Raw genomic sequence first — 24,369 nt, forward strand, 5'->3', positions numbered from 1 at the left:
TCGGGCGTCGACGCGGCGAGGCCGGGGGCGTCGGCGGGCACGAGAAACGCCGTGATGCCATCGGCTCCGGTGTCGGCGGTACGGGCGAAGACGGTTAGGACAGGGATTGTCTGGCTCATGCCCTCAAGATCGAACTGGCGCCCCGGCTGGCAGGTTGAGTTCGGCGATGAGGCCGCCGTCGTGTCTGGGGGTGAGGTGGAGTTCGCCGTGGTGTGCGCGGGTGACGCTGGTGACGATGGCGAGTCCGAGGCCGTGCCCACGGACGGACTCCGTGTTGCTGGTGGTGCGACCGGCGCCTCGCACGAATGGTTCGGTTAGTGAGGCGACGAGTTCGGCGGGGACTCGGGCGCCGGTGTTCTCGATCCGGAATCGGGTGTGCCGGGGTAGCTGCGAGACGGAGACTTGGATCTGGCCGCCGTTGATGTTGTGTCGCGTCGCGTTGCTGACCAGGTTGCGAATCGCCTGGTGTAGGAGCACGCTGTCGCCTCGGGTGGTCGCGTTTTCGTCGAGGTCGGTTTCCACTATGATGCATCGCGATTCGATCTCGGCTCGCCCGTCGCGGAGTGCGTCGCGGGCGACGCTTGCCAGCGTCACGGGTTCATCGGATGGCTCATGGTGGTTGATTTCGGTGAGGTCGAGGAGCGCGTCGACGGTCTGGATGTTGCGCCGGTTGGTCTCCAGCACTCGCCGCGCGACGGCGCGCAGTTCGTCGACGTCGGCGTCCGGGTCGGCGAGGGCGACTTCGAGCATGGTCTGTGTGGCGGCGAGCGGGGTGCGTAGCTCGTGAGAGGCGTTGGCGGCGAACCGGTTGGATGCGGCGAAGGACTGGTCGAGCCGGGTGAGCATGTCGTCGAAGGTGTCGGAGAGATCTTGCAGCTCGTCGTGCGGGCCTTGCAGTCCGACCCGATGGTCGAAGGAACCGTTGCCGGCGCGTTTGGCGGCTCGGTTGAGGGCTTGCAGTGGGCGCAGCATTCTTCCGGCGAGCAGCCAGGCGACCACGGCGCCGACGACGACGAGTGCGACCAGCACGAGCAGCGATACGACGAGAGTGGTGTTAAGGATCTCCTGTGGCGATCTGAGCGAGATCATGAGTGGACGGTCGGTGGGGGCGGCCAGGTCCGAGCCTGGCGTTGTCTGGCTTGTGGTCACGCCCGCCGTGTCCCCTTGGTCGGGGTCCGGCGATGTCGCCAGCGGGGCGCTCTCGCTGGGGTGGCCGCTGGATTCCAGGTAGGTCGGGATGGTTCGCATGAACGTGCTCACGGTGGTGACCATGAGGACGCCGGTGATGGCGAGCACCACGGTGAACGTGAGCGTGAGTCGGGCGCGGAACGTCAGCCGTGGTTTCCAGCGGAGTGGACGTCTCTCACCGACGGGCGGGGCCGGCTCTTGGGCGATGGCGGTCATTGTGGTTCTCCGAATCGGTAGCCGGCGCCTGGCAGTGTGTGGACGAGCCAGGGGTCGCCTAGCCGCTTGCGGAGGTTGGAGATCGTGACGCGGACCGTGTTGGTGAAGGGGTCGGCGTGTTTGTCCCACGCTTTTTCGAGCAGGGTCTCTGCGCTGACGACTCCTCCGCTGGCACGCATCAGCAGGTCGAGTACGGCGAACTCCTTGTTGCTCAGCCGTACGAGGCGGCCGTTGCGGTATACCTCGCGCCGGAAAGGGTCGAGCTTGACGCCTGCGCTTTCGAGCAGCGGTGGGTGGGATGCGCCGGCGCGGCGCTCGAGAGCGCGAAGCCTGGCCACGAGTTCGGGGAACTCGAACGGTTTGGCGAGGTAGTCGTCGGCGCCGCGCTCGAATCCGTCGACTTTGTCCCGGAGGGATCGGGCCGCTGTGAGCATGATGACTCGGCAGGTGGGGCGGTGCTGGGTGATCCAGGAACAGATGTCGTCGCCGTGTACGCCCGGTAGGTCCCGGTCGAGGATCACGATGTCGTAGTCGTTCACGGAGAGGTACTCGATGGCGGCGGTGCCGTCGTAGGCGACGTCGGCGGCGATCGTCTCGCGGCGCAGGCCGGTGCGGATGGCGTCGGCCAGGTAGGTCTCGTCCTCGACGATCAGTGCGCGCATAGCCGTTTCCGTTGGGGTCGGGGGTGTTCGCCGGGTAGTCAACCAGCGCGGGCGTAAAGCGTACCTAAAGGTCTGCGTTAACAGCCTCGTAGCGGGCGGTCCGGTGGACTCGTCCTGCGGTCGACCCGACGTCGGCTGCAGGACCAGTCGAGAGGAACACCAGCATGACCGACACCATTCGCACCCGCGCGCGTCGCCGGGGCGTCGCGGCCGTGTTCGCGGCCGCTGCCCTTGCTGTCACGCTGGCCGCGTGTGGGTCAGGCTCCGCCGACCCGCAGGCATCACAGGGTGATCAAGGGTCGGGTCAGCTCAGCCTGACCGAATGGCAGTTGAAGTTCGCCGCCTGCATGCGCGGTGAGGGCATCGCCATGCCGGATCCGGACGCGCCGGGGCAGATGGCGCTCGGCGGCGGCGTCGACCCCGCCGCGGTGCAGGCGGCCGCCGGTAAGTGCCGGGGCGAGCTCGGCGATCCGCCGGCCATGTCGCAGGAGGAGCAGGCGGCGGCGGATCAGCAGTTCCTCGAGTGGGCTCGCGGTGTCGCCGTCTGCTACCGGGACAACGGCTACGACATGCCTGATCCTGTGGTCGGTGAGGAGCTTCAGTTCCCGTCCGACGTGCCTCAGGAGATCCAGGACCAGTGCGGCGGCGGTAGCGGCTCCGTCACCAGGCGTAACGGGTGAGCGGCCGTGACTGAGCCCATCCCGCCTCGGCGCCTGCGCCGGTGGACCTGGTGGATCGTGGTGGCGGTGCTGTGCGCTGCCACCGTCGCCGCCGGCGGTATCGCCACGGCCGCTGCCTCGCGCGACGGGGTCTCGCAGCAGGAGCGGCCGCAGATCTCCACGGCGCCGATCGAGCACGGCACACTGTCGGGCAGCCGCACTGTATCGGGCGTGCTCGACTACGCCGACACCCACGACCTGCAGTCCAGGCTGGGCGGCACCCTGACCCAGCTTCCCGACGCGGGCCGTCTGATCGGAATGGGCGGCGAGCTGTACCGGGTCGACAACGCCCCGGTCCACCTGTTGCGTGGCGGCGCTCCGGCCTGGCGGGCGTTCGAGCGCGGTATGACGAAGGGGGCTGACATCCTGCAACTGGAGTCGAGTCTGCGCGATCTCGGCTTCTTCGATGCCGTTCCCGACGAGACGTTCAACTGGCGCACCGAAACGGCCATCGACAAGTGGCAGAAGACCACAGGTCAGCGGCAGACCGGCCGCATCGACTTCGGCCGTGTCGTGTTCGCGCCGACCGACCTTCGGATCGGCGAGGTGAAGGCCGTGATCGGCGACAGTGTCAACCCGGGCGCGCCCCTGTATCAGGTGTCGGGCCTGAACAAGCAGATCACCGGCGACGTGAAACTCGCCGATCAGACCTACGCACAGGTAGGAGCGCAGGTGCAGATCAACCTACCGGGACGGGTCACCACGACCGGAACGATCACCGCGGTCGGCCAGCCGGAGGAGCGCGACAACAACGGCCGCCCGTCGAGCGTCATCCCCATCGTGATCACGCTCGATGATCCGGCGGCCGTGGACGCCCTCCAGCGGGCCAACGTCACCGTCGACCTACCGTCCGAGACGCGCGAGAACGTGCTGTCGGTGCCGGTCGACGCGCTGCTCGCGCTGCCCGGCGGCTCGTTCGGCGTCGAACTCGTGAGCGCTGACGGGACCAAGCGGCAGGTGCCCGTCGATGTCGGGCTGTTCGCCGGCGGGCGGGTCGAGGTGTCCGGCGAGGGCATCGAGCCCGGCCTGGACGTGGCGGTGCCGAAACGATGAGCGCGATCATCGAACTTCACGGCGTGGAGCGCGCCTACGGCCAGCCGCCCGTCATGGCCTGCGCCGGGGTAAGCCTACGCATCGACGAGGGAGAACTCGTGGCGATCGTCGGGCCGAGCGGCTCCGGCAAGTCGACGCTTCTCAATCTTATCGGCACGCTCGACCGGCCCAGCGCCGGCGTGGCGCGCATCGCGGGGCTTGATGTGCACACCCTCTCCGACCCGCAGTTGTCGGCGCTTCGGGCCCACCGCATCGGCTTCGTGTTCCAGCAGTTCCATCTCACCGAGGGGATGACCGCGCTGGACAACGTCGCCGACGGCATGCTCTACCTCGGCGTGCCACGCGCCGAGCGGCGCGAGCGAGCCCGCCGGGCACTTGACCGCGTCGGGTTGGCGCACCGGTACCGGCATCCCCCGAACAAGCTCTCCGGTGGCGAGCGCCAGCGGGTGGCGATCGCCCGGGCCGTGGTGTCCGATCCGCCACTCATGCTCGCCGACGAACCGACCGGCAACCTCGACTCAGCATCGGGGGCGTCCATCGTCGCGCTCCTGCGCGAATTGAACGCGCAGGGCACCACCGTGGTCGTCATCACCCACGACCAGAACCTGGCGGCGAGTCTGGACCGGCAGATCGCCATGCGCGACGGCAAGATCGTCGCCGACAGCCGCCAGCCCGCTCGGGAGTCCGCCACCGGGGCGGTGCGACGATGAGCGTCAACGGAACGGCGACAGCACTCACACCTTCGCCCGCGCGAACCCGACTGACCCACGATCGGTCCCGGCTTCGGTTCACCGATGTGTTACGGCTGGGAGCGTCGGGACTGAGGACCCGCCCGACCCGAGCCGTGCTGTCAGCACTGGGAATCGCGATCGGGATCGCCGCGATGATTGCCGTTGTCGGCATCTCCACGTCAAGCAAGGCCCGCCTCAACGACCAGCTCGCGTCGCTGGGCACCAACCTGCTGACGGCCCAGGCGAACACCGGTCTCATGGGCGAGAACACGAAACTGCCCGAGACGACCATCGGCAAAGTCCGCATGATCGACGGGGTCGAGTCGGCCAGCGGCTTCGGCCAACTCAACGGCGTGGGCGTCTACCGCTCGTCGCTGGTCGACCCCGCGGCTACCGGCGGAATCACCGTCTCCGCGGCCGACCTCGACCTGCTCAACGTCACGGCCACTAACGTGGCCGCTGGATCGTGGCTCAACCAGGCCACCGCCCGGTACCCGACGGTCGTCCTGGGGTCGGCAGCCGCGCAGATCCTCGGCGTCGCCACGCCAGGCACCCAGGTCTGGCTCGGCGGCAGCTACTTCACGGTGATCGGGATCCTCGATCCCTCCCCGCTCGCGCCCGAACTGGACACCTCCGCACTCATCGGCATACCCGTGGCCAGAGCCGAGTTCGACTACGACGGCAGCCCAACCACAGTCTACGAACGCTCCACAGAGGACACCATCCAGCAAGTGCGCGAGGTGCTGTCCGGCACCGTCAACCCGCAGGCGCCCGAGGAAGTCAAAGTGTCGCGACCATCGGACGCGCTTGCGGCAAAGTACGCGGCAGACCAGGCATTCACCGGCCTACTCCTTGGCCTCGGCTCGGTCGCGCTGCTCGTCGGCGGCATCGGCGTCGCCAACACAATGATCATCTCAGTGCTCGAGCGGCGCCGAGAAATCGGACTGCGGCGATCGCTCGGCGCGACCCGCGCCCATATCCAACGCCAATTCCTCGCCGAAGCCCTCCTGCTCTCCGCTCTCGGCGGCGTCTTCGGCTGCGCCATCGGTGCAGCCGTCACCGCCGGGTTCGCCGCGCTCAACGCCATCCCGTTCGTGGTGCCGCCCGCCGTGATGGCTGCGGCCGTCGCATCGACGCTCGCGATCGGTGCGGTCGCCGGCATCTACCCGGCCGTGCGCGCCGCGCGCACTCCGCCGACCGCAGCGCTCAGCGCCTGAGCACCATCCACCGCCGCCATGCTGCGCGCGAGCAGCGCAGATAGTTTGGCCCTGTCACGTCTCGCTCCCAGGCGGCGCGCCTGGGAGCGAGACGTGACGGGGGATCGATGTCGGCATCGGTTGGGTGTCTACGCCGGCACCAGGTTCCAGGTGGAGTTGCTGGCGTCGGCCGGCGATTGGGTCTGCCCGCGCAGTTCCACGGGTGAGCTGATGCCGTCGGGGTTGGCCACCGCGGCCGACACGACCGTCGCCCGTGTGACATCTTGGAAGTTGAAGCCTACCGACATGAAGTTCTCGATCACGCTGTGCTGGTAGTCCGGCGCCGTGCCCACGTAGGGCCCCTGAAGTGGTGGCGAGTAGAACTGGTAGGCGGAGCCCCCGGTGAAGGCGCCGGTGTTGGCGTCGATGATCGCGTTTGTTCGTCCGGGGCTGCCGATCAGCCAGAGCTGGCTGGTGGCCCACGGGTCGGAGGGCGCGGCGCAGCTGGGGGCCGTGACCGGGGTGCCCGAGCTCGCGACGCCTGTCGCCATGAGGCACTGCGGGCTGCCGCTGGCGTAGGTGATGATCCGGTAGACCGGGGTGGCCAGGCGCAGTGAGTACTGCGGATCGACCGAGGGGTTGATCACGCCGATGTAGCCGATCCGTTGGAAGGACCAGGTCTGGCCGCTCCCAGTCCAGGGGCTGGCGGTCGACACCGGGTTGCCCGCCTGCCAGTACCACGCCGTGAGGACCTGCGGGTCAGCGCTGGTCGCGGGGCCGCCGGTCATCGCGATCGTGGTTGGCCGCCCCATCGTGCCGTCGACCTCCGGCAACACGGGGCTGGAGGCGTTGTACGCCGGCGTGGCCGGGACCGGGTAGGCACCGAGATGGACGTCGGGGCCGGACACCGGCAGGTCCGCCGACGCCGGCGAAGCCACCGCGAGAACACCGACACCGACAGCGGCGGTAAGGCAGACGGCGGCGGCGAGCGTGCGGATGCGGGAGCCGCGGGCGGGGGAAAGGACAGGTCGTTTCATGGTCGTTTCCTTTCTGGATGGACATGACGGGTCGCCGCCGGGTGGCGCCGCGACCGCTGACCTGGTGACTTGGCCAGTCCGGGCGGCGAGCCACCCGGACTGGTGAGCGTGGGTGGTTGTCAGTTGAAGACGATCGGTGCGGTGTCCGACAGGACCCAGGTCGCTGTCGCCGGCGACGTCTGCCGCTGGATGAAGTACCAAACCGCCGAGCCGTCCGGAGCGATGACGGGCGTCTTGGTGGTGTCGCCGCCGGCCGCCTGGATGGCGGCGACGTTCGCGATGACCGTGGCACCGTCGCCGCCCAGGTAGCCGTAACCGTTGGCGGACACGGCATACGGGCTGTTCTGCAGGGTGCTGCTCAGCCAGGCGGCGTTCGCGTGGCCGACCTGGGTCGGCCGACCGAAGAAGTCGACCATGGGGTAGGTCTTCTGGGTGCTCGCGACGACCCACAGCTGGTTGAGCTGGTTGACCTCGCTGGCATCGCAGCCGTACGAATCGACGAGCGTCCCCGGCCCTGTGCCGCCGCCGTAGCCGTCCAGGCAGGTATGGGTGCCGTCGGCATGATAGTTGATGATCTTATATACGGGCATCTTCTGGAGCAGGTCGGCCGGGCCGGCGCCGGGCAGCGTGGGGATCGCGTACGAGTTCTGGGTGAGCATGGCGATATAGCCGATGAGCTGGAACCGCCAGAGCTGCCCGGAGCTGCCGCTCTCGGTCTCGCTCCTGACGAGCCTGCCCCACTGTGACGAGCCGTCCGGGACGGCCAGCACGTGGGTGAGGGACAGGCCGTCGTTGAGGAACACCTTGGTGGGGTTGCCGAGCGCGCCCGGCGTGGTCGGCAGCGCGTACCCGCCCGGGGTGCCGTTCGGCACCGGGACCGGCGCCGGCGGCACGGCCGGGATCGAATACTGGCCAAGCTGGACCAGCGTGCCGTTGGGCAGCGTCTCGGCCTGCGCAACGCCGGCGGCACCGAGAACGAGCGCGGCGACCGCGGCCAACGCGAAGCCAGCAGCGGCCAGGCGTGCGGAGAGTCTCTTGTGGAGCATGACGATTTTCCTTTCACGAGTCGTGATGTCGGCTGACCCCGTAACCATGAAGGGGCCCAGTCACAAAGAATTCAAAGAACGGTCCAAGCACCGGGCGCGGACGCCCGGCGACGCCGTTGCCTCGCGCGTGTGGACGCCGGGAAGCCGCGGGGCTTCCCGGCGTCCACAGTGGTCACGGCGCGAGGGTGATGATGCGGATGGCGTCCGCAGTGTTGTAGACGTGGAAACTCATCGACACACTGCTCTGGGTGGTCAGGGTCGCGGTGTCGTTGTACTCCAGGCCCTGGTCGGGGCTGGTGGAGTACGTCGTGCCGGCCACACCGAAGCCGGCCGCCGTGGCCTGCAGGTCGGCGGTGCCGGTCGCGATGGCCAGGACCTTGGTGCCGAAGCTGAGCGTTCCGCTGAAGGGGTGGTCGGTGTTGGCGTCGCCGATGGCGTCGGCGTGCACGTAGTAGCTGTTGACCCTGGTGCCGGCCGGGATGGTGACCCCACCCACCGTGACGTCGGCGGTCAGGGTCAGGTTGGTCTGCTCGGCGAAGACGCCGATGGTGGTGTCGCTTTCGGTGGCGCCCGGCTGCACGGAGGCGGGTCGGGCGATCACCTTGGCCTGGCCGCCCGTGGCCGGGTTGACCACGAGCTGCTGGGTCTTGGCAGCGGTGCCGAACTGGTTGGTGGCCGTGACGGTGAACGTATAGACACCGGCCTTGAGCGGTGTGCCGGCCAGGGTCCCGCCGGCCGACAGGGTCAGCCCGGCCGGTGGCGTGCCGCTGGTCATGGTCACGCCAGCCTCCGGCGACGCGGTAATCGGGTAGGCGAAGGAGTACGGGCTACCGACGGTGCCGGTCGGGGCATCCGCGCCGAACACCGGTGCGGTGCCGACCACCAGCGTGACCGGCAGGTCGGCGCTGCCATTCAGATTCGTGGCGGTCAGCGTGAAGCTGTACGTCCCGTTGACCGTCGGCGTGCCGGCCAGAGTGGCGCCGGTCAGGGCCAGTCCAGGCGGCAGGGTCCCGCTGGTCACCGCGACGGTCGGGGTCGGGGTGCCGCCGAGGGTGAAGGCGTAGCTGTAGGCGGTGTTGCGCACCGCAGCCGGCGGCACGCCGCTGATCATCGCGGCCGGCGACGGATTGTTGACCAGGATCGTCGCGTAGGTGCTCGCGTCCTGCGTGGTGCCGTTGCTGGCCTTGACCGTGAACCCGAACAGGCCGACCTTGGACGGAGTGCCGGTGATCTTGCCGGTGGCGTCGATGGACAGCCCGTCAGGCAGCGCGCCCGACTTGATCGTCACGGTCGGCGCCGGGTCGCCGGTGGTGGCGAACTGGAGCGCGTACGGCTGGCCGATCGTGCCGGCCGGCAGGGATCCCGACGGCGGGAGCATGATCGTTGGGCCCAGCTTGATCCTGACCGTCTGGGTCAGCGTCGCCGGGGCGCCGTAGCCGTTGTCGGCCTGCAGCGTGAACGTGTAGACACCGGACTTGGTCGGCACGCCGCTGAGCTGCTGGTTGTTCTTGATGGTGACACCGTCGGGAAGCTCGCCCGAGGACACCGTCAGCGTCGGACTGCCGGTCATGGTCGGCACCCACTGGTACCCGTAACTGACCTCACCACCCGGCGCGGTGCCGGACAGGGTGGCCGGCTGCTGCACCCGCACCGTCACGTCCTCCACAGCCGGGATGCCGTTGGTACTGACCCGGAACGTGTAGGTGCCGACCGTGGTCGGCGTGCCCGACAGCGTCCCGTTCGCAGCGAGCGTCAGCCCCGGCGGCAGGCTACCGCTGACCATCGTCACCACGGCGTCCAGAACGCCAGTGACCGGGATCGTGAAGAAGTACGGCTGCCCCACCGCCGCGTTCGGCGCGGACACCATCGGCGGCGTCGACGACGCCTGCTCCAGGTACAGGGTTGCCGGGCTCGTCGTCACCGACCCGGCCGAGTTCGTGAACAACGCCCGGTACCGGCTGTAACTGTCCGCCGTACCAACCGCAGCGGTGGTGTACGTGGTGGCGGTCGCCCCGGGGATATCGGTGAAGGTGTCACTGCCTGGATTGGCCCGCTGCCACCGCACGGTCGGAGTCGGGTCACCGCTGGCGGCAGCGGTGAACGACGCCGACTGCCCCGCCTCGCGGTGCGTGTTCGCGGGCTGTTGCGTCACCTTCGGCGCGGTGGCGGTCACCGTGACGGTGGCCGGCCCGGAGGTGGCCGTGCCGACGGAGTTGGTGAACACGGCCCGGTAACGGGCGCCGCTGTCGACCGTGGTCAGGCCGCCGGTGGTGTACGTCGTGGTGGTGGCGCCGGGGACGTCCGTAAACGTGTTGCTGCCGGGGTCGGCCCGTTGCCATCGTACGGTCGGGGTCGGATCACCGCTGGCGGCCGCGGTGAACGACGCGGTGTGGCCGGAGGTAACGGTGGCCGCCGCCGGCTGCCGGGTCACCATCGGTCCGGTGGCAGTAACCGTGACCGTGGCCGGCGCCGAGGTGGCCGTGCCGGCTGAATTGGTGAACACGGCGCGGTAGCGGGCGCCGCTGTCAGCCGTGGTCAGGGTAGTGGTGGTGTAGGTCGTGGCGGTGGCGCCGGCGATATCGGTGAACGTGTCGCCGCCCGGGTTGGCACGCTGCCACTGCACGGTGGGCGAGGGCCCGCCGCTGGCGGTCGCGGTGAACGTTGCGGTGTGGCCGGAGGCGACGGTGGCCGCCGCCGGCTGTTGGGTCACGGCCGGCGTCGGTGATTGGTGCAGCGTCATGGCGAAAAGGCCTCCGGCTGCCACGGAACTGACCTGGTATCCGGCCTCGGTCGGCATGTGCAGGTCCGGCGAGGCGTTGGGTCCCCACGTGACCAGGCTTCCGTCGGACTTGAGAGCGATCGCGAAGTCGTGGCCGAGCGCCAGGTCGACAACGCCGGAGGATGCCGCGGGCGGGGTCGGGCCGAAGCCGAAGCCCCACGTCACGATCGATCCGTCGTCCTTGATTGCCGCGACCGTGAGGTCAGTGGCTGCGATTTTGACGACGCCGGACTTGACGGCATCCGGGACCTGGGTCGGGTTACCGGGGTCCCAGGTCACGACCGAGCCGGTGTCGGTCAGCACGACCTTGTTGTAGTACCCGCCGGCGACGCTGACCACGTGGCCCTGCAAAGCGGCTGGCATACCGTTCCCGCTGGGCGACAAGTCGACGACGGTATGGTCGGACTTCAAGGCCAGGCCGCCGCCGCCGTAACCGGTGGATGCTGCGATCTGGATGGCGCCGGTCACGGTCGGCAAGGGGTTGGTATCGCCCCAGCCCACGACCGAGCCGTCGGACTTCAACGCGAGCACCGTGGCGCCCTCGGCATCGATGGCGATCACGCCGGACTGGGCCGCGGCCGGGATGTTCAACTGGCCCTTTGAGTTGTCGCCCCAGCCGATGACCGAGCCGTCGGTCTTCAGGGCATAGCCGGAGTTGGATCCTGCCGCGATCGCCATGACGTCGGACCTGGCGGCGGCCGGCACGTCGAGTTGCCCCTGGGAGTTGTCACCGAAGGCAGTGACCATGCCAGGTGTCGTCGCGGCGCCGGCGGGCTGTGCCGTGAGGGCCAGCGCGCCGCCGATCAGGGCTGTGACGGCGGCGGTCACGGTGAGGCGGGTCAGGCGCGGACGGCGGTGGCGGGGCACCGCTGAATGGCCTGCGCTGGCAGTGTGGTGGGTCATGTCGGATCCTTCCAAGGCATGCGCGATGTGTTCGCGCCGGAGGCCCTGACGGTGCTGGAGAGCGCACAAGAAACTGTCCAAGCGGAATCACAGCCCGCTTGGATCGCTGGATCGGTCGGAGGTGCGCAGTGCGGCGTACCAGGTGGCGTCCACGACCGTGCTGGCCACGTCGGCGCCGTCCCGACTCAGCTCGGCCGGGAGCGCCTCAGTGTCAGCGCCGGTGCAGAACGCGAGGATCACCGAGCTGCCCGGGCTCAGCGCGGGAATCGATACCGGCACGAGCCGTGCCCCGCCCGACGACGGACCCGCGGTCAGTTCGCCCCACACGCCCTCCGGCAACGCGGCGAGGCGTGGCACGTTCTGCAAGGGCCGCAACCGAGGCCGGGCCACCTCCGCGGGCCATCGCAGCACGACGCCGTCCAACACCTCGACGACCCCATCCACCCAAAGTCCGGCGAGCCTCTCCTCGCAGGAGCGCGGATCCGCGACCGGCAACCGTACGGTCACGCACAAGACGGTCCCCGATGTCCGCCAGGACGAGCCGCGCCATCGCGTATCAGCCATGACCTGCTCCTTCCCGTCCGTACGCTGAACTCAGCAGTCTCGTCCGGGCCGGTCAAAAAACTCTCCAAGTCCGCGCCCGGGCCGCCGGACGGACACCGCTACCCTGTTCAAGCGCAGCTACCAGCGGTAACGTGCCGGGTATGTTTCCGTCGCCGCGTCCGGCGGCTGACGATGACGCCCCGCTCCGTCTCCGGGATCTGGGGTCGCTCCGCATCGACGTCGACGGGGTTGAGACCACCGCCGGCGGAGCTAAGCCGGCGCGGATCCTGTCCACACTGTTGATCAACGCCAACCGGCGGGTCTCCTCGGACGGGCTCCTGCAAGCCGTCTGGGGTGAGCAGGCAACGGCGTCGGCCGCACACACCCTGAACTCGCACGTCTGGCGGCTGCGCCAGGTGATGGAGCCGCACCGCGCGCCGCGGCAGCCCCCGACGTACCTCGTCAACGACACTGGGGGCTACCGGCTGATCGTCAACCCGGACAACGTCGACTCGCTGCGGTTCACCCAGCTCGCCGAGCAGGGCGACGACCTACTTCTCTCCGGCGACCCGGCCCGCGCGCTGGACCGCTACGGCCGGGCGCTGCAGCTGTGGCGCGGGCAGCCCTTCGAGGCCGTCGCCGACGAGGAGTGGGCGGCCGCACCGATCGCCCGCCTGACCGAGCTGTACGCGCACGTCAACGAACAGCGGGTGGAGGCGCTGCTGCGGATCGGGGAGCGGGATCGGGCGATCGTCGCCCTGGAGGAACTGACCGCCCGGCTGCCGTACCGGGAGCGGCTATGGAGCCAGCTCATGCTCGCCCTGTACCAGTCCGGCCGGATCGAGGAAGCGGTGGGCGCCTACCGGCGGGCACGCGAGCTCCTGCTCGACGACATGGGCCTCGATCCCGGCCCGGAGCTGCAGCGGCTGCACCAGCGCATCCTCGAGCAGGACCCGACGCTCGCGCCCGCGCCAGCGGCGGCACCTGCCCGCCCGCCGAGCCGGGCGCCGCAGCTGCACCTGCCGGTCCGGCTGTCGGCGCTGATCGGCCGCGAGGCCGAGCTGGAGCGGCTCACCCGGCTGGTGCAGCGCTACCCACTGGTCACCCTGGTCGGCGCCGCGGGATGCGGGAAGACCCGGCTGGCCATCGAGGTCGCCCGCACGGCCGCGACCGGATCACCGGACGGGGTGTGGTTCGTCGACCTCGCCGCCGTAGAGGACCCGGACGCGGTGGTCGACGCCGTCGTGTCCACAATCGGGATCGAGGCCCGCCCAGTGGGCGGTGCCGCTGCCGCAGTGCGAAGCTACGTCCGCGACCGGCAGGTACTGATGGTGTTGGACAACTGCGAGCACGTCCTGCCAGCCGTCCGGCGCCTGCTCGAGGAGCTGCTCACCGAGGACGCCCAGTGTCGCATGCTCGCGACGAGTCGCGAACCGGTCGGCATCGACGGCGAGGTGCTGTGGAGCCTCGCGCCGCTGACCGTGCGGGCCGCCGCCGACGGGCCGTCGCCGGCCGCGCAGCTGTTCCGGTCCAAGGCCGAGAGCCTCGACCCGACATTCGAGCTGACCGCGGCGACGGCCGGCGACGTCGATGCGATCTGCGTGGCGGTGGACGGTATCCCGCTCGCGATCGAGCTCGCCGCCGGACGGATCCGCAGCGCCAGCCCCGCCGAGATCCGCCGCGAAGTCACCGCCGACCTGGCGGCGCTGGCCCGCGTCGGCCATCAACCGGTCGAGCACCACCAGACCGTCGACCTGTCCATCGAATGGAGCACGCGGCTGCTGCCGGAACAGGAACGCACCCTGCACACGCGCCTGTCCGTGCTGCCCGGCGTCTTCACCGTCGAAGCGGCCCGTGCGGTCGCCGGATTCGACCCGGTGCCGCCTGGGGAGGTGCCCACCCTGCTCGCGCAGCTCGCACACCGGTCCCTGACCGCGGTCGTTCCCGCCGACCGACCCGGCAGGCCGACCCGCTTCCGCCAGCTGGCCACCGTGCGGGCCCATGCCGCCCGGATGCTCGCCACCACCGGAGACGAAGACCTGGCGCTCGAACGCCGCACCGCCTGGCTGCGCGAACTGACCGACCGGCGGCCCGGCGTCCGCACCGAGGACACCGACGGCTGGTACGCCCGCGTCGAGGACAACCACGACACCGTCGCCGCGGTCCTGCACCGCACCCTCGTCGACGAGCCCGAGCCGGCTGGCACGCACCTGACGGCGCGGCTGGCGCAGTACTGGTTCTACTGGGGCCGGATGACCGAGGGCACCCGCTTCATGGACGCCGCCCTGACCGCCTCCGACGCCGATCCGGCCGACCTCGCACTGACCCGGCTCGCACAGGCCTACGCGCTCGCTCTGCGCGACCGGGCCGACCTGGCCGCCCCGCTCATCCACGAGGCCCTGCGCAGCGCAGCCGCCGTTGACACGGACGAGTTGGTCAACGGCCTCGTCGGCGCCGCCTGGTGCGCCTGGGTACGCGACAGCACCAGCCTGGACTTCATCGACGCCGAGGTCCGCGCCCGAGCCGGCAACGACCCGGCCACCACACTCTACGCCGACCTGCTCGATGCCAAGACCGCGCTGCGTGCCGACGGCCCGGCCGCCGTCGGGGCCCGCGCCGCCGAGCTGCTGCACCGATCGCTTCACCAGGGCAACCTGCAGGCCGCCTGGCTCTGCGCCTGGCTCGGCGTGCTCTGCGCGCTGCTCGTGGGCGACCCCGCCACCGGTCGCGACCTGCTGCGCCGCATCGACGACTACCACAGGCGCCTGGGCGGCACACTCACCGCCAACCTCGTCGAATTCGAGGCTAACTTCGCAGTACTGGCCGGTGGGCTGCTCGAGGCGGCACGGCTGTTCGGACGGGCGCGCCAGCTCGCCTTCCGCGCCGGTACTCCCTGGCCCATCTCGCCCGCCACCGAACCCATGCTGACCCAACTCCGGGCGGCACTACCCCCCGGCGAGTACGAACAGGCCTGGCGGGAGGGCGAGGCAACAACCTGACACACGCGTTCCTCAAACCCACGCTGGACGTTGCCGTGACCATGATCGTGGTTCGCTCACGATCTGGCTGCCCGGCAAGAAGTGATCTATCGAGTTCCTCGACGTCTGGTACAGCCGGCCGGCTCGTCAACCAGCCCCGGCTCACCGCGTTGCTCGCCGCCGTCCAGAACCCATCGCGCGCGTTCGGCACGGTGGCGAGCCGCATCTCGTATGCAAGTGAGCTCTCTCTCGGACAGGCCGTCTTTGGTGCGGCGTTGCACGTACTCGCGGGTGCGGGAGTCCCAGCGCAGACGGCAGAGCACGACGCGGTAAGGGCGGCGTTTGCCTGCCGGTCGCCGCCACGGTTGAGTCGGTGCCGGGTGGTCTTGCCGGACGAGGCTGGGACTGGGGCGACGCCGCAGAGCATGGCGAACCCGGCTTCGCTGGTGAGCCGGGTGTGGTTGTCCCCGGCGGTGACTAGGAGTTGGCCGGCGACATCGACGCCGACACCGTTCGCAGCGAACAGTGCGGGGTCGATCGCCGCGACCAGGAGTTCGAGGATCTCGTCCAGTTCGGCGATCTCGGCTGTCAGCTGCCGGTGGCGGCGGACGAGGGACCGCAGGGCAATCGCGGCGGCGGTGGCCGGTGCTGGGTGTCGGCCGGGTCGGGTTGCAGGGCCGCGCAGATGATGATCAGCTGCTTGACGGTCAGGCCGCGCAGTTGGGCACGCAGTTCGTCGGGGGCTGTGACGATCAGGGTCTTGATCTGGCGCTGTGTGTCGGCGCGTTGTTCGACGGCGCTGCCGCGGGCGATGCGCAGGTTGCGGAGGGCTTCGGCCCTCCCGTCGCGGTGTTTGGAGGTGCCGTTGCGGGCGCCGGTCAGGGCGGCCTTGGCTGCGGCGATGGCGTCGATCGGGTCGGACTTGCCTTGGAACCGGCGGGTCTTGCGGTTGAGTCGGTCGACCTCGATCACCTCGATGCGTTCGCGGCGCAAGTCGGCGGGCCAGGCCGGTGCCATAGGCACCGGTGCATTCGACACCGACCCGGCCCAGCCGGCCGAACCCGCGCATATGCGGCCGCTGTGGCGGGGAACTGCTCGGTGCCCAGCATCCGGCCGACCAGGTGATCACCGCAGCGGTGTGCGTGCCCAGGTGTGTGTCGACGCCACCGGCGGTGTCGAATACGGTGGTGCCAGGTGTAATGGGGGCGTCGTCGTCCTGTTGCTCGTGATGGTGGGCAGGGCGGCACACACCAGCCGGGCAACGCGGATAAAGGCAGAGATGGGGTCTCTAGCCAGGCTCCTATGAAGTCACAACGCCACGTCCACTGCGTACAGGAGCACCTCCCGACGGAGGCCGACAGATCCCGTTGAGGACCCGAAGTCAGTCAGTCGGTGGGTCAGACCCAGGCGGGAGGTGCTCACACACATCATCTCTGTCGGTCGGCGTGCGGCCCTCGTTCTTCGCCGGTCGGCCTGAGGGGCGAGTGTCACCTTGTCGGTGTGTCGTCGATGCTGATCGGCAGGGTGGCGAGCAGTGTCGTTCCGGCGCCTGTTGGGCTTGAGAGCTGCAGGTTCCCGCCGAGGGCTTCGACGCGGTCGACGAGGCCCACGAGCCCCGAGCCGCGGGCTGGGTCAGCGCCTCCGACGCCGTCGTCGCGGATGGAAAGGACGAGAACCTCATCCGCCCCGTGGTCGTCGACGGTGATGTCAATGTCCACGTCGACGGTGGAGGCGTGGGCATGTTTGGCCGCGTTCGTGAGCGCTTCGGACACGAGATAGTAGGCGGCCACCTCGATGGGGGCGGGCAGCTGGCGTTGCGGGCATCGGCTGATCGTGGCTGCAACCGCGCTGCGGCGGGCGAGCGCCTTGAGCGCGGCCGTGAGGCCACCCTGCGAGAGGACTGCCGGATGCAGACCTCGTGAGATCTCTTGCAGTTCGTTGGACACGGTGGCCAGGCCTTCGACCGTCTGACGGAGCCGCGCCTTGACCGTGGCGGGGTCGCTCGACACCAGCATTTCGGCCTCGCGAAGTTCGAGACCGAGCGAGACCAGCCGCTGCTGGACGCCGTCGTGCAGGTTACGTTCGATGCGGCGGCGGGTCTCGTCGGCGGCCAGGACGATCCGGGCCCGCGATGCGTTGAGCTCTGCCCGGTTCTCAGCGTTTGCAACCGTCGTTGCGACGAGTTCGGCAAACTGGGCCAGCCGCTGCTTGGTGTCGGGCGCGGGAGGCTCAGGCCGTGCCCAGAGCACGACGAGGACGCCCCACACTCGACCTTCCACCATGATCGGTGTGGCGACGGAAGCATGGAGCCCTTCGGCTCTCGCCAGCTCGGCGAGAGGGCCGTTACGGTCGTCGTAGGTGTCGATGCTGCCCGGGCGGGCGGTACGCAGCAGCAGCTCCGTGACGCCGCCTTCGATGGGAAAGTGCCGCCCTAGCGGGACTTCGATACCGGGTTGGCTGTACCCGGCGATGACGCTGACCGTGCCGGGCGCCTCGTGGCGCATCAGCCTTGTGGCATCCGCTGCCAGCAGCGACGCAGTCTCGGCAGCGACCGCGGCGAAGACATCGGTCGGCGACGCGCCGCCGGCGACGAGCACCGCCACCCGCCGCAGGCTCGCCTGCTCCGTTGCAAGCTCACGCAGGGAACTGGCCATGGCTGCGCGCTCGCTGGCCGTCTGCAGCAGGATCTCCAACCGGGGCACCACCCACTCGTGCAGCCGGCGCAGGACCGACGTCGGCAGATCGGCGGGGAGGAGCAGGGTGCCGGTCTGTGCGCCGTACCGCAGCGGGAGCGCCACCCGCCGCTCCCCCGCTGGGACGCTGTCGAGGTCGATCACCGCGAACGGCAGCTGCAGCACTCGCGCCAGCCGGCGCGAGGCCTCACGCAGTACCGAAAGCGGATCATGCGCGGCGAGCATGAGGCGGGCCACACCCGCGAACAGCTCGGCCTCCCGGCGGCGTTGGACCAACGCGACGGCTCGGACGCGGGCCAACTCCGCCAACAAACTCACCAGGATCGCCACCACAACGAACGCCGCGAGATCCACCCACTCCCGCGTCTTGCCGAAGTCAAGGTCGCGAACGGGCATGACATAGCGGATGTTGTAAGCAGCGGCGCTGACAACCGACATCGCCAGCGCCAGCCGCAGGCCCCAAACCATTGCGATCACCAGCACGCCGACAAGGAACACCATCACCAGGGCGTCCCGCGACGCTACATGGCCGAGCAGATCAACCAGCACTATTTCGACAACGACCAGCAGCGCGCCGACCGCGATCCCCAGCGCCAGCGGCGGCGTCGGCCGTACCAGCCGGGTCGCGAGGCGTTCCAGCATCACCCGAACCCTCACTCCTCACGCTCGAACTGCGTCACCAACGCCGGCCCTGACCACGCTCACGACAGTTCGCTGCACACCACGGGAGCGGAGGGCGGCGTCACCCAGAACGGGCGGCGCTGCGTTCACCGCTCGATCGCCCGTACCGGGCCGTCGTGTCTACCTCCGTCACCACCATGCCGGCCCAACCGGTCACGGGATGGTGTTCAATCGGCTCGATCAGGGAGACCAGAGCCGCCGACCGGCATACCGATCGGGCTCAAGCCACCCACCGCCTCGGGCCGCCAGACGGCGACACCACCACACCGGCGGGCAGCACCGCCGGTCCACCGGGGCCCGGGCCGCGGCCACACGCTGTGTCGATTGCCATATAGGCCGCGGCATCACCGAGGACGGCCACGTCCGCGCCGACGACGTGCTGACACGGTGGCGACGATCGAGTGCCACGCCACGTCACCGGCCAGCTGACGCCGCAGACGCCGCCCGCGGGCCTCGACACCTCGATATTACAAGATGACTGGTCCTGCTTTTCAAGCTTCGGGTTTCTCCTGTTCTGCTTGGGTGCGGGCACGATGGACGGTTTTGCCGACGTCGTGGCGGGGTGCGCGGTGTCGATTTGGCTGCCGGGTGGGCGCCCGAGGCCGGGCCGGGTGGGTTTTGGTGCCCGTGCGTGCAGGGTGGCTGGCCTTCGTTCGGAGGTTGCGAAATCCGCGGCGGACGCGGGCGGGGCTGAGCCGGGCGGGTCGGGTGGGATCTGCGGGTCGTTCCCAGGGGCGGCGCAGGTCGCTGGTGAGGCCGCGGGCCAGCCGGAGTTGGGTGTGCGCGGCGAGGACGAGCCAGGTCCAGGTGTCCGCGGCGTTCGGGTCCGCAGGCGGGGCCGGTCCAGCCGAGGGTTTGCTTGAGCAGCCGGAAGGTTTGCTTCGAGGTCGAAGCGGCGCAGGTGAGGGGTGGCTCCGCGTGTCCAGGGCCCTCTCGGCAGGGCGGCGGGGCGTGTCAAATGATCTGTGTGTGGGGCGTGGCCTGACCTGACGGCAGGATGTGCCTGTTCGTCCAGGAAGGAACTCACATGACGATCACGGAATCTGGTGCGGGTGCTGCGGGCGCGGAGCTCGATGCGCCGGTGTCGGACCCGGTGGTGGCGCCTGATGTGGTGGCTGCGGGTCGTGTCGCGGGGATGCTCTCGCCGGAAGTGATCGATGCGTTGCTGGCGGATGCGGGCCGGCAGGGTCTGGCGGTTGACGGGCCGGGCGGGTTGATTCAGCAGATGATCGGCGCGGTCCTGGAACGGGCCCTCGAGGCGGAGATGGCCGAGCATCTGGGTTATGACCGTGGCGGCGCGCCGGTGGGTGGCGCGGGCGGGAACCACCGCAACGGTCACGGGTCCAAGACGGTGCTGACCACGGCCGGGCCGGTCCAGATCACGGTGCCGCGGGACCGGACCGGGGCGTTCGAGCCGAAGATCGTGCCGAAGCGCCGGCGTCGGCTGGGACAGGTCGACGAGGCGATCCTGAGCCTGTACGCGCGTGGCATGACCACCCGCGACATCCGCGACCATCTGGAGGAGGTCTACGGCGCTGAGGTATCGCACGAGACGGTCGCGAACGTCACCGACGTCGTGGCTGACGAGGTCCGGACCTGGCAGCACCGGCCGGTCGACGACGTCTATCCGATCCTGCATGTCGACGCGATCCGGATCAAGGTCCGCGACAACGGCACGGTCGTCAACAAGGCCGCCCACCTCGTCGTCGGCGTCGACGTCGACGGGTTCAAGCAGGTCCTCGGCGTGTGGATCCAGGAGACCGAGGGCGCGAAGTTCTGGCTGCGGGTCCTGACCGACCTGCGGCAACGAGGCCTGCGCGACGTCCTGATCGTCTGCTGCGACGGGCTGACCGGCCTGCCCGACGCGATCGGCGCGGCCTGGCCCGACGCGGTGGTGCAGACCTGCGTGGTGCATCTGCTGCGCAACAGCATGCGCTACGTGTCCTACGGCGACCGCAAACTCATCGCCAAGGCCCTGCGACCGATCTACACCGCGGTCAACGCCGACATGGCCGAGGCCGCCCTGACCGAGTTCCAGCGTGTCCACGGCCGGCAGTACCCGGGCATCGTCGATGCGTGGCAACGGGCCTGGAACGAGTTCACCCCGTTCCTTGCCTTCGACGCCGACATCCGGAAGATCATCTACACGACGAACATGATCGAGTCGATCAACTACCAACTCCGGAAGATCACCAAAACCCGCGGACACTTCCCGACCGACGACGCCGCGATCAAACTGCTCTACCTCGGCATCCGCAACATCAGCCGGCAACGCGGCGGCGAAGCAGGCACCGGCACCTGGGGCTGGAAGAAGGCCCTCAACGCCCTCGCCATCCACTTCCCCGGCCGCCTACCCCTCTAACAACCACCCACTCAACCAACAAACCGCTACGCCACCACACACAGAAAACTTGACAAGCCCCAGCGGCGCTTGACATGCCGCGAAGAACGCCCTTTTCCTGTGCCGCTTCGACGGGCATGCATTCTCGTCCGGTCCGGGAAACCGCGGACTTCAGGATCTGGTTCGCCCGCCGCAGCTCACGAACCTCACGCTCCAACTCCGCGATCCTGGCCGCCTCCACCGACGTCACGCCCGGCCCAGCTCCTGCCCCAGCGCTCGCAGCGGTCTCGGCCTGCTTCACCCACGTCCGCAACGCCTCCGGATGCACCCCGAGCTGGTCCGCGATCCGCCGGATCGCCCCCACACTCGACGCCGGATCCCGACGAGCCTCGACCGCCAGACGCGTCGCCCGCTCACGGATGTCGTCCGAGTACTTCCTCGGTGCCGCCATGACAGTGAATCCTCCGGCTGTTCGATGTCTCCATCAAACCCGGGGCGAGACAAACCGCCCTCACCGCGCAGATCCGCCTCACCGACCTCCCCGACACACCGACGGCGGGCCGGTTGTTCGGCCTCGCCACACTGCTCGCACCGGCCCGCCGGGAACACACCCGACGCCACCACCCCCACGAGCGATGCCGCCGAACCGGCTGCCCGGTCCGCCCCGACACGCACGACACCAGCACGCCCAGTGGCGGGGACCCGCTCGTCCTGCGGTTCATCACCGCGTGCCTGAACAGACTCGACCCGTACGAAGCCCCACCCCCACCAGACGCTGGCCGACATCGCCGCCTGGTACACCACCGTCGCCGAACCCGGCCCCGGAGCCCTGCGCCGAACACGGTCCACCCAGCGGCGACCCTCGCCGCTGGCGTGGGCCGGATACGTCCACCACACTGCCCTGCACCAGCGCGGCGCCGACGTCGAGCAGGTCCACGCCGCGAACGACACCTACACGCTGGCGCTGCAACGCTATGCGTGGCCAGCGCACACCCCCGCCGCCTGGCGCGACGCCGTCCACCTCGCCGACCAACTCGGCCACCGTGACGCCGCCGCCCTGTGCCGGCTGCGCCTCGCCACCACCCTGCACACCAACGGACGCTGCGCCGCCGGCATCCACGAAGCGGACACCGCCGCCCAGGACTGGCTGACCCGACACCCCGAGACCAGCCCGACCAGCAGCACCCTGCTGCTGCACGCGACGTTCATGCGCATCGGCTGCCACCGCCACACCGAAACCCACCGATACCCACTCATGCGCCACCTGTACGCCGCGCACACCCCCACCACAGCACTCCAACTCATCGACCAAGCCGCCAGCACAGCCACCGAGCACAGCCAGACGTACCACCCACACCCATGCCACCACGAAACATGCCACCTCAACACCGCACCGACATCACCACGGCCGCAGGCCCAGCCATGACCCACCACCAGACACCGGCCGGCAGACAGCGATGACCACCAGCCACGCAGGCACACCACAACGACCGGTCGACCTGGACCGGCTCGGCGTCGACACCAGCCGACCGCACCCAGCCCGCCGCTACGACTACCTCCTCGGCGGCAAAGACCACTTCGCCGCCGACCGCGCCTCCGCCGACGAACTCGCCCGCACATTCCCACACATCCGCGCCGCCGCCCGAGAAAACCGCAAGTTCCTGATCCGCGCCGTACGGTGCCTGGCACGAGCCGGCATCCGCCAATTCCTCGACATCGGCACCGGATACCCCACCGTACCCAATGTGCACGAGGCCGCCCGCGCCATCGCCCCCGACAGCAGAGTGCTGTACGTGGACAACGACCCGGTCGTCGTCGCCCACGCCCGCGTCCTACTGACCAGCCCCCAGCCAGACACCGTCGGCTACCTACAGGCAGAACTCCGCGACCCGACAACGATCCTGGACAGCCCCCAGGCACACGCCACCCTCAACCTCCGCCAGCCGATCGGACTGCTCCTGGTCGCGGTCCTGCACTTCCTCGACGACACCGACCACCCCTACCAAGCGGTCAACACCCTCATCGAACGACTACCACCCGGCAGCTTCCTCGCCCTATCCCACGTCACCTTCGACCCGCTGCCCGACAACACCACCCGCAACCTCACCGCCCTCGCCCAACCAGCCGCCGGGCACGGAACATTCCGCGCCCGCACCCGCGAGGAGATCGCACAGTTCCTCAGCGGGCTCGACCTGATCGAACCCGGCCTCGTGTCGGTCGTCGACTGGCACCCGGACGAGGACCCGAAACCCGAGGCACCCGCCGAACACGCCGCGTTCGACGTCGCGGTGGCAAGACTGCCATGAAGCCTGAACCACGAACGCGGGCGCCTCCGCTGACGCGGTCGGCGGCCGAGATGTGACCTCACGGCCGCGATGTGCATGCAGCGACCGAACCACCTACCAGAATCGGAGTCGGGTGTCCGATCATCGCCCGGTTCCACCTGTCCCAGGACGCCGAACCGCTGTTCACCGAGGCGATGCGGGTGCTGTGCCTGAAGTCGGCGGTGTACGAGCTGACCGGCGAGGATGAGGAGGCGGCCGAGCTGGTCGTGTCCGCCCCGGTGGACGAGATGGTGCACGCCGTGCTCACTCAGTACACGCTGTGCCAGGCCATGACGCGGCGGCTCGGGATCCGGTTCGTGCACATGACCGACCGGGAACGGTTCGGGTGGCGGCGCGGCGACTACACATCGCAGTGCTACGAAGCGGCAGGGTGGGGCGAGCCGCCAGCCCGGTACTGGATCGACGCCGACGAGACCCGCCACCGGTTGCGGGTGCTCAACGACCGGTACACGTCCATCGGCATCTTCGACGACGGTTGCCGGCACGAGATCGACTTCGACCGCGACCGCGACCGCGACCGCGACCGCGACCAGGAGCCGGCGCCGGCGCCGGCTTCCGGTCAGCTGACCTCGACCGGTCGGTGATCAAACAGGCCTCGGTCGATCTGGCCCGGGGTTGGCTGATCGTCGTTGCCTGCGTGGGGTCAGGCGCGGCGCGTCAGCTCCACGGACAGCACACGGCGCATCGCGGCGACGACGTCTCGTGCGGTGAACCGGGCCGCTGCGGTGGCCTCCGCTCGTGCCAGCGCGGAGGCCATCCCCTCCGGTGGGCACGCCCGCAGCGTGGCGACGAACCACCCCTCCAGATCTACGACGTCGGCGGGCAGTTCCAGATGGATCGGCAGCGGCGCGGGCGTGGGCGGCGCAACCTCGGGCAGCGGCGCGCGGGCACTGGCGTAGGCGGCCGGCGCCACGCCCACCCGGTACGGATGGACACACGTCGCGGCCAGCGTGTGCACGTTGACCCGATACCCGACGTGCGGGTCGTACCGCGACTGCGGGCCAGGCCGGTCGGTCACGTCGAACTCGCCGACGCCCAGAAGCTGAGCCGGGCACACAGCGCACAACGACTCCTCCCGCCACCCCGGCAGCCGATCACCGCGCCGCACAGCAACCCCACCCAACTCGTGATGAAGTACCAGTTTTCGTAGGCCAGCGTAGCGCCGGCCCACACCGGATCGAAGGGACCAAACGAATGCCCGTTCCCACGTCCGTACTCGCCCGGCCGCGCCACCCGATCGTGGACAACGCCCTGCAGT

Annotated in this window: 19 protein-coding genes and 2 pseudogenes; 8 read left to right on the top strand and 13 right to left on the bottom strand. The window is 69.6% G+C overall.

Annotated features, from left to right (window positions below; translation table 11 throughout):
• Positions 1–123 precede the first annotated feature (123 nt).
• Together AB0K00_RS54070 and AB0K00_RS54075 are read right to left on the bottom strand one after the other, a co-directional pair.
• Entirely contained in the window at positions 124–1,404 is a 1,281-nt protein-coding gene (locus tag AB0K00_RS54070) for a HAMP domain-containing sensor histidine kinase (RefSeq protein WP_363538853.1), read from the bottom strand.
• The gene (locus AB0K00_RS54075; RefSeq protein ID WP_363538855.1) at positions 1,401–2,066 is read right to left on the bottom strand and encodes a response regulator transcription factor; all 666 of its coding nucleotides are present in this window, start codon (positions 2,064–2,066) and stop codon (positions 1,401–1,403) included. The genes AB0K00_RS54070 and AB0K00_RS54075 overlap by 4 nt, the downstream gene beginning before the upstream one ends.
• A gap of 164 nt (positions 2,067–2,230) precedes the next feature.
• On the opposite strand from AB0K00_RS54075, the gene AB0K00_RS54080 reads away from it, so the two are divergent.
• The 4 genes from AB0K00_RS54080 to AB0K00_RS54095 all read left to right on the top strand — a co-directional run bounded on the left by AB0K00_RS54080 (position 2,231) and on the right by AB0K00_RS54095 (position 5,786).
• Positions 2,231–2,746 carry a hypothetical protein gene (locus AB0K00_RS54080; RefSeq protein ID WP_363538857.1) on the top strand — a complete coding sequence of 172 codons (516 nt, stop codon included), beginning with the start codon at positions 2,231–2,233 and terminating at the stop codon, positions 2,744–2,746.
• Between the two features lie 57 nt (positions 2,747–2,803).
• On the top strand, positions 2,804–3,838 hold the full coding sequence (locus AB0K00_RS54085; RefSeq protein ID WP_363538859.1) for an HlyD family efflux transporter periplasmic adaptor subunit: 1,035 nt from the start codon (positions 2,804–2,806) through the stop codon (positions 3,836–3,838).
• The gene (locus AB0K00_RS54090; RefSeq protein ID WP_363538861.1) at positions 3,835–4,548 is read left to right on the top strand and encodes an ABC transporter ATP-binding protein; all 714 of its coding nucleotides are present in this window, start codon (positions 3,835–3,837) and stop codon (positions 4,546–4,548) included. Before AB0K00_RS54085 ends, AB0K00_RS54090 begins: the two co-directional genes overlap by 4 nt.
• A 134-nt stretch (positions 4,549–4,682) precedes the next feature.
• The gene (locus AB0K00_RS54095) at positions 4,683–5,786 is read left to right on the top strand and encodes an FtsX-like permease family protein (RefSeq protein WP_363538863.1); all 1,104 of its coding nucleotides are present in this window, start codon (positions 4,683–4,685) and stop codon (positions 5,784–5,786) included.
• A gap of 128 nt (positions 5,787–5,914) precedes the next feature.
• Here the strand turns inward: AB0K00_RS54095 and AB0K00_RS54100 are convergent, their stop codons facing one another.
• The 4 genes from AB0K00_RS54100 to AB0K00_RS54115 all read right to left on the bottom strand — a co-directional run bounded on the left by AB0K00_RS54100 (position 5,915) and on the right by AB0K00_RS54115 (position 12,037).
• Positions 5,915–6,802 (bottom strand): hypothetical protein, encoded by an 888-nt coding sequence (locus AB0K00_RS54100; RefSeq protein WP_363538865.1) that lies wholly within the window; start codon positions 6,800–6,802, stop codon positions 5,915–5,917.
• A 119-nt stretch (positions 6,803–6,921) separates the two neighbouring features.
• Positions 6,922–7,848, bottom strand: coding sequence for a hypothetical protein (locus AB0K00_RS54105; protein ID WP_363538867.1), 927 nt, complete (start codon positions 7,846–7,848; stop codon positions 6,922–6,924).
• Positions 7,849–8,020: 172 nt separating this feature from the next.
• Positions 8,021–11,530, bottom strand: a complete 3,510-nt coding sequence (locus AB0K00_RS54110) for a putative Ig domain-containing protein (RefSeq protein WP_363538869.1) — start codon at positions 11,528–11,530, stop codon at positions 8,021–8,023.
• An 87-nt stretch (positions 11,531–11,617) separates the two neighbouring features.
• The gene (locus AB0K00_RS54115) at positions 11,618–12,037 is read right to left on the bottom strand and encodes a hypothetical protein (RefSeq protein ID WP_363538871.1); all 420 of its coding nucleotides are present in this window, start codon (positions 12,035–12,037) and stop codon (positions 11,618–11,620) included.
• 197 nt (positions 12,038–12,234) lie between these two features.
• Here AB0K00_RS54115 and AB0K00_RS54120 point away from each other — a divergent pair, with 197 nt between their 5' ends.
• Positions 12,235–15,072: a BTAD domain-containing putative transcriptional regulator gene (locus AB0K00_RS54120; RefSeq protein WP_363538873.1), complete on the top strand. Its 2,838-nt coding sequence runs from the start codon at positions 12,235–12,237 to the stop codon at positions 15,070–15,072.
• Between the two features lie 358 nt (positions 15,073–15,430).
• Here the strand turns inward: AB0K00_RS54120 and AB0K00_RS54125 are convergent.
• The 4 genes and pseudogenes from AB0K00_RS54125 to AB0K00_RS54140 form a co-directional block, all read right to left on the bottom strand.
• Positions 15,431–15,736: pseudogene (locus tag AB0K00_RS54125) on the bottom strand (transposase); the annotation flags it as partial.
• Positions 15,640–16,023 (bottom strand): transposase, encoded by a 384-nt coding sequence (locus AB0K00_RS54130; RefSeq protein WP_363538875.1) that lies wholly within the window; start codon positions 16,021–16,023, stop codon positions 15,640–15,642. The pseudogene AB0K00_RS54125 and the gene AB0K00_RS54130, both read right to left, overlap by 97 nt.
• A gap of 515 nt (positions 16,024–16,538) precedes the next feature.
• Entirely contained in the window at positions 16,539–18,386 is a 1,848-nt protein-coding gene (locus AB0K00_RS54135) for a DUF4118 domain-containing protein (RefSeq protein ID WP_363538877.1), read from the bottom strand.
• 530 nt (positions 18,387–18,916) lie between these two features.
• A pseudogene (locus AB0K00_RS54140) lies at positions 18,917–19,326 on the bottom strand (transposase); the annotation flags it as partial.
• 234 nt (positions 19,327–19,560) lie between these two features.
• On the opposite strand from AB0K00_RS54140, the gene AB0K00_RS54145 reads away from it, so the two are divergent.
• Positions 19,561–20,787 carry an IS256 family transposase gene (locus AB0K00_RS54145; protein ID WP_363538905.1) on the top strand — a complete coding sequence of 409 codons (1,227 nt, stop codon included), beginning with the start codon at positions 19,561–19,563 and terminating at the stop codon, positions 20,785–20,787.
• On the opposite strand, the gene AB0K00_RS54150 is transcribed toward AB0K00_RS54145, so the two are convergent.
• Together AB0K00_RS54150 and AB0K00_RS54155 are read right to left on the bottom strand one after the other, a co-directional pair.
• On the bottom strand, positions 20,744–21,217 hold the full coding sequence (locus AB0K00_RS54150; protein WP_363538879.1) for a transposase: 474 nt from the start codon (positions 21,215–21,217) through the stop codon (positions 20,744–20,746). The genes AB0K00_RS54145 and AB0K00_RS54150 overlap by 44 nt on opposite strands.
• 270 nt (positions 21,218–21,487) lie before the next feature.
• On the bottom strand, positions 21,488–22,045 hold the full coding sequence (locus AB0K00_RS54155; RefSeq protein WP_363538881.1) for a hypothetical protein: 558 nt from the start codon (positions 22,043–22,045) through the stop codon (positions 21,488–21,490).
• Between the two features lie 178 nt (positions 22,046–22,223).
• On the opposite strand from AB0K00_RS54155, the gene AB0K00_RS54160 reads away from it, so the two are divergent.
• Positions 22,224–23,072 carry an SAM-dependent methyltransferase gene (locus tag AB0K00_RS54160; RefSeq protein WP_363538883.1) on the top strand — a complete coding sequence of 283 codons (849 nt, stop codon included), beginning with the start codon at positions 22,224–22,226 and terminating at the stop codon, positions 23,070–23,072.
• Between the two features lie 71 nt (positions 23,073–23,143).
• Positions 23,144–23,695 (top strand): hypothetical protein, encoded by a 552-nt coding sequence (locus AB0K00_RS54165; protein WP_363538885.1) that lies wholly within the window; start codon positions 23,144–23,146, stop codon positions 23,693–23,695.
• A 59-nt stretch (positions 23,696–23,754) separates the two neighbouring features.
• Here AB0K00_RS54165 and AB0K00_RS54170 read toward each other — a convergent pair whose 3' ends face one another.
• Positions 23,755–24,129: a hypothetical protein gene (locus AB0K00_RS54170; RefSeq protein WP_363538887.1), complete on the bottom strand. Its 375-nt coding sequence runs from the start codon at positions 24,127–24,129 to the stop codon at positions 23,755–23,757.
• Between the last annotated feature and the right edge of the window lie 240 nt (positions 24,130–24,369).

This window comes from Dactylosporangium sp. NPDC049525, assembly GCF_040676755.1.
Classification (GTDB): Bacteria; Actinomycetota; Actinomycetes; order Mycobacteriales; family Micromonosporaceae; genus Dactylosporangium.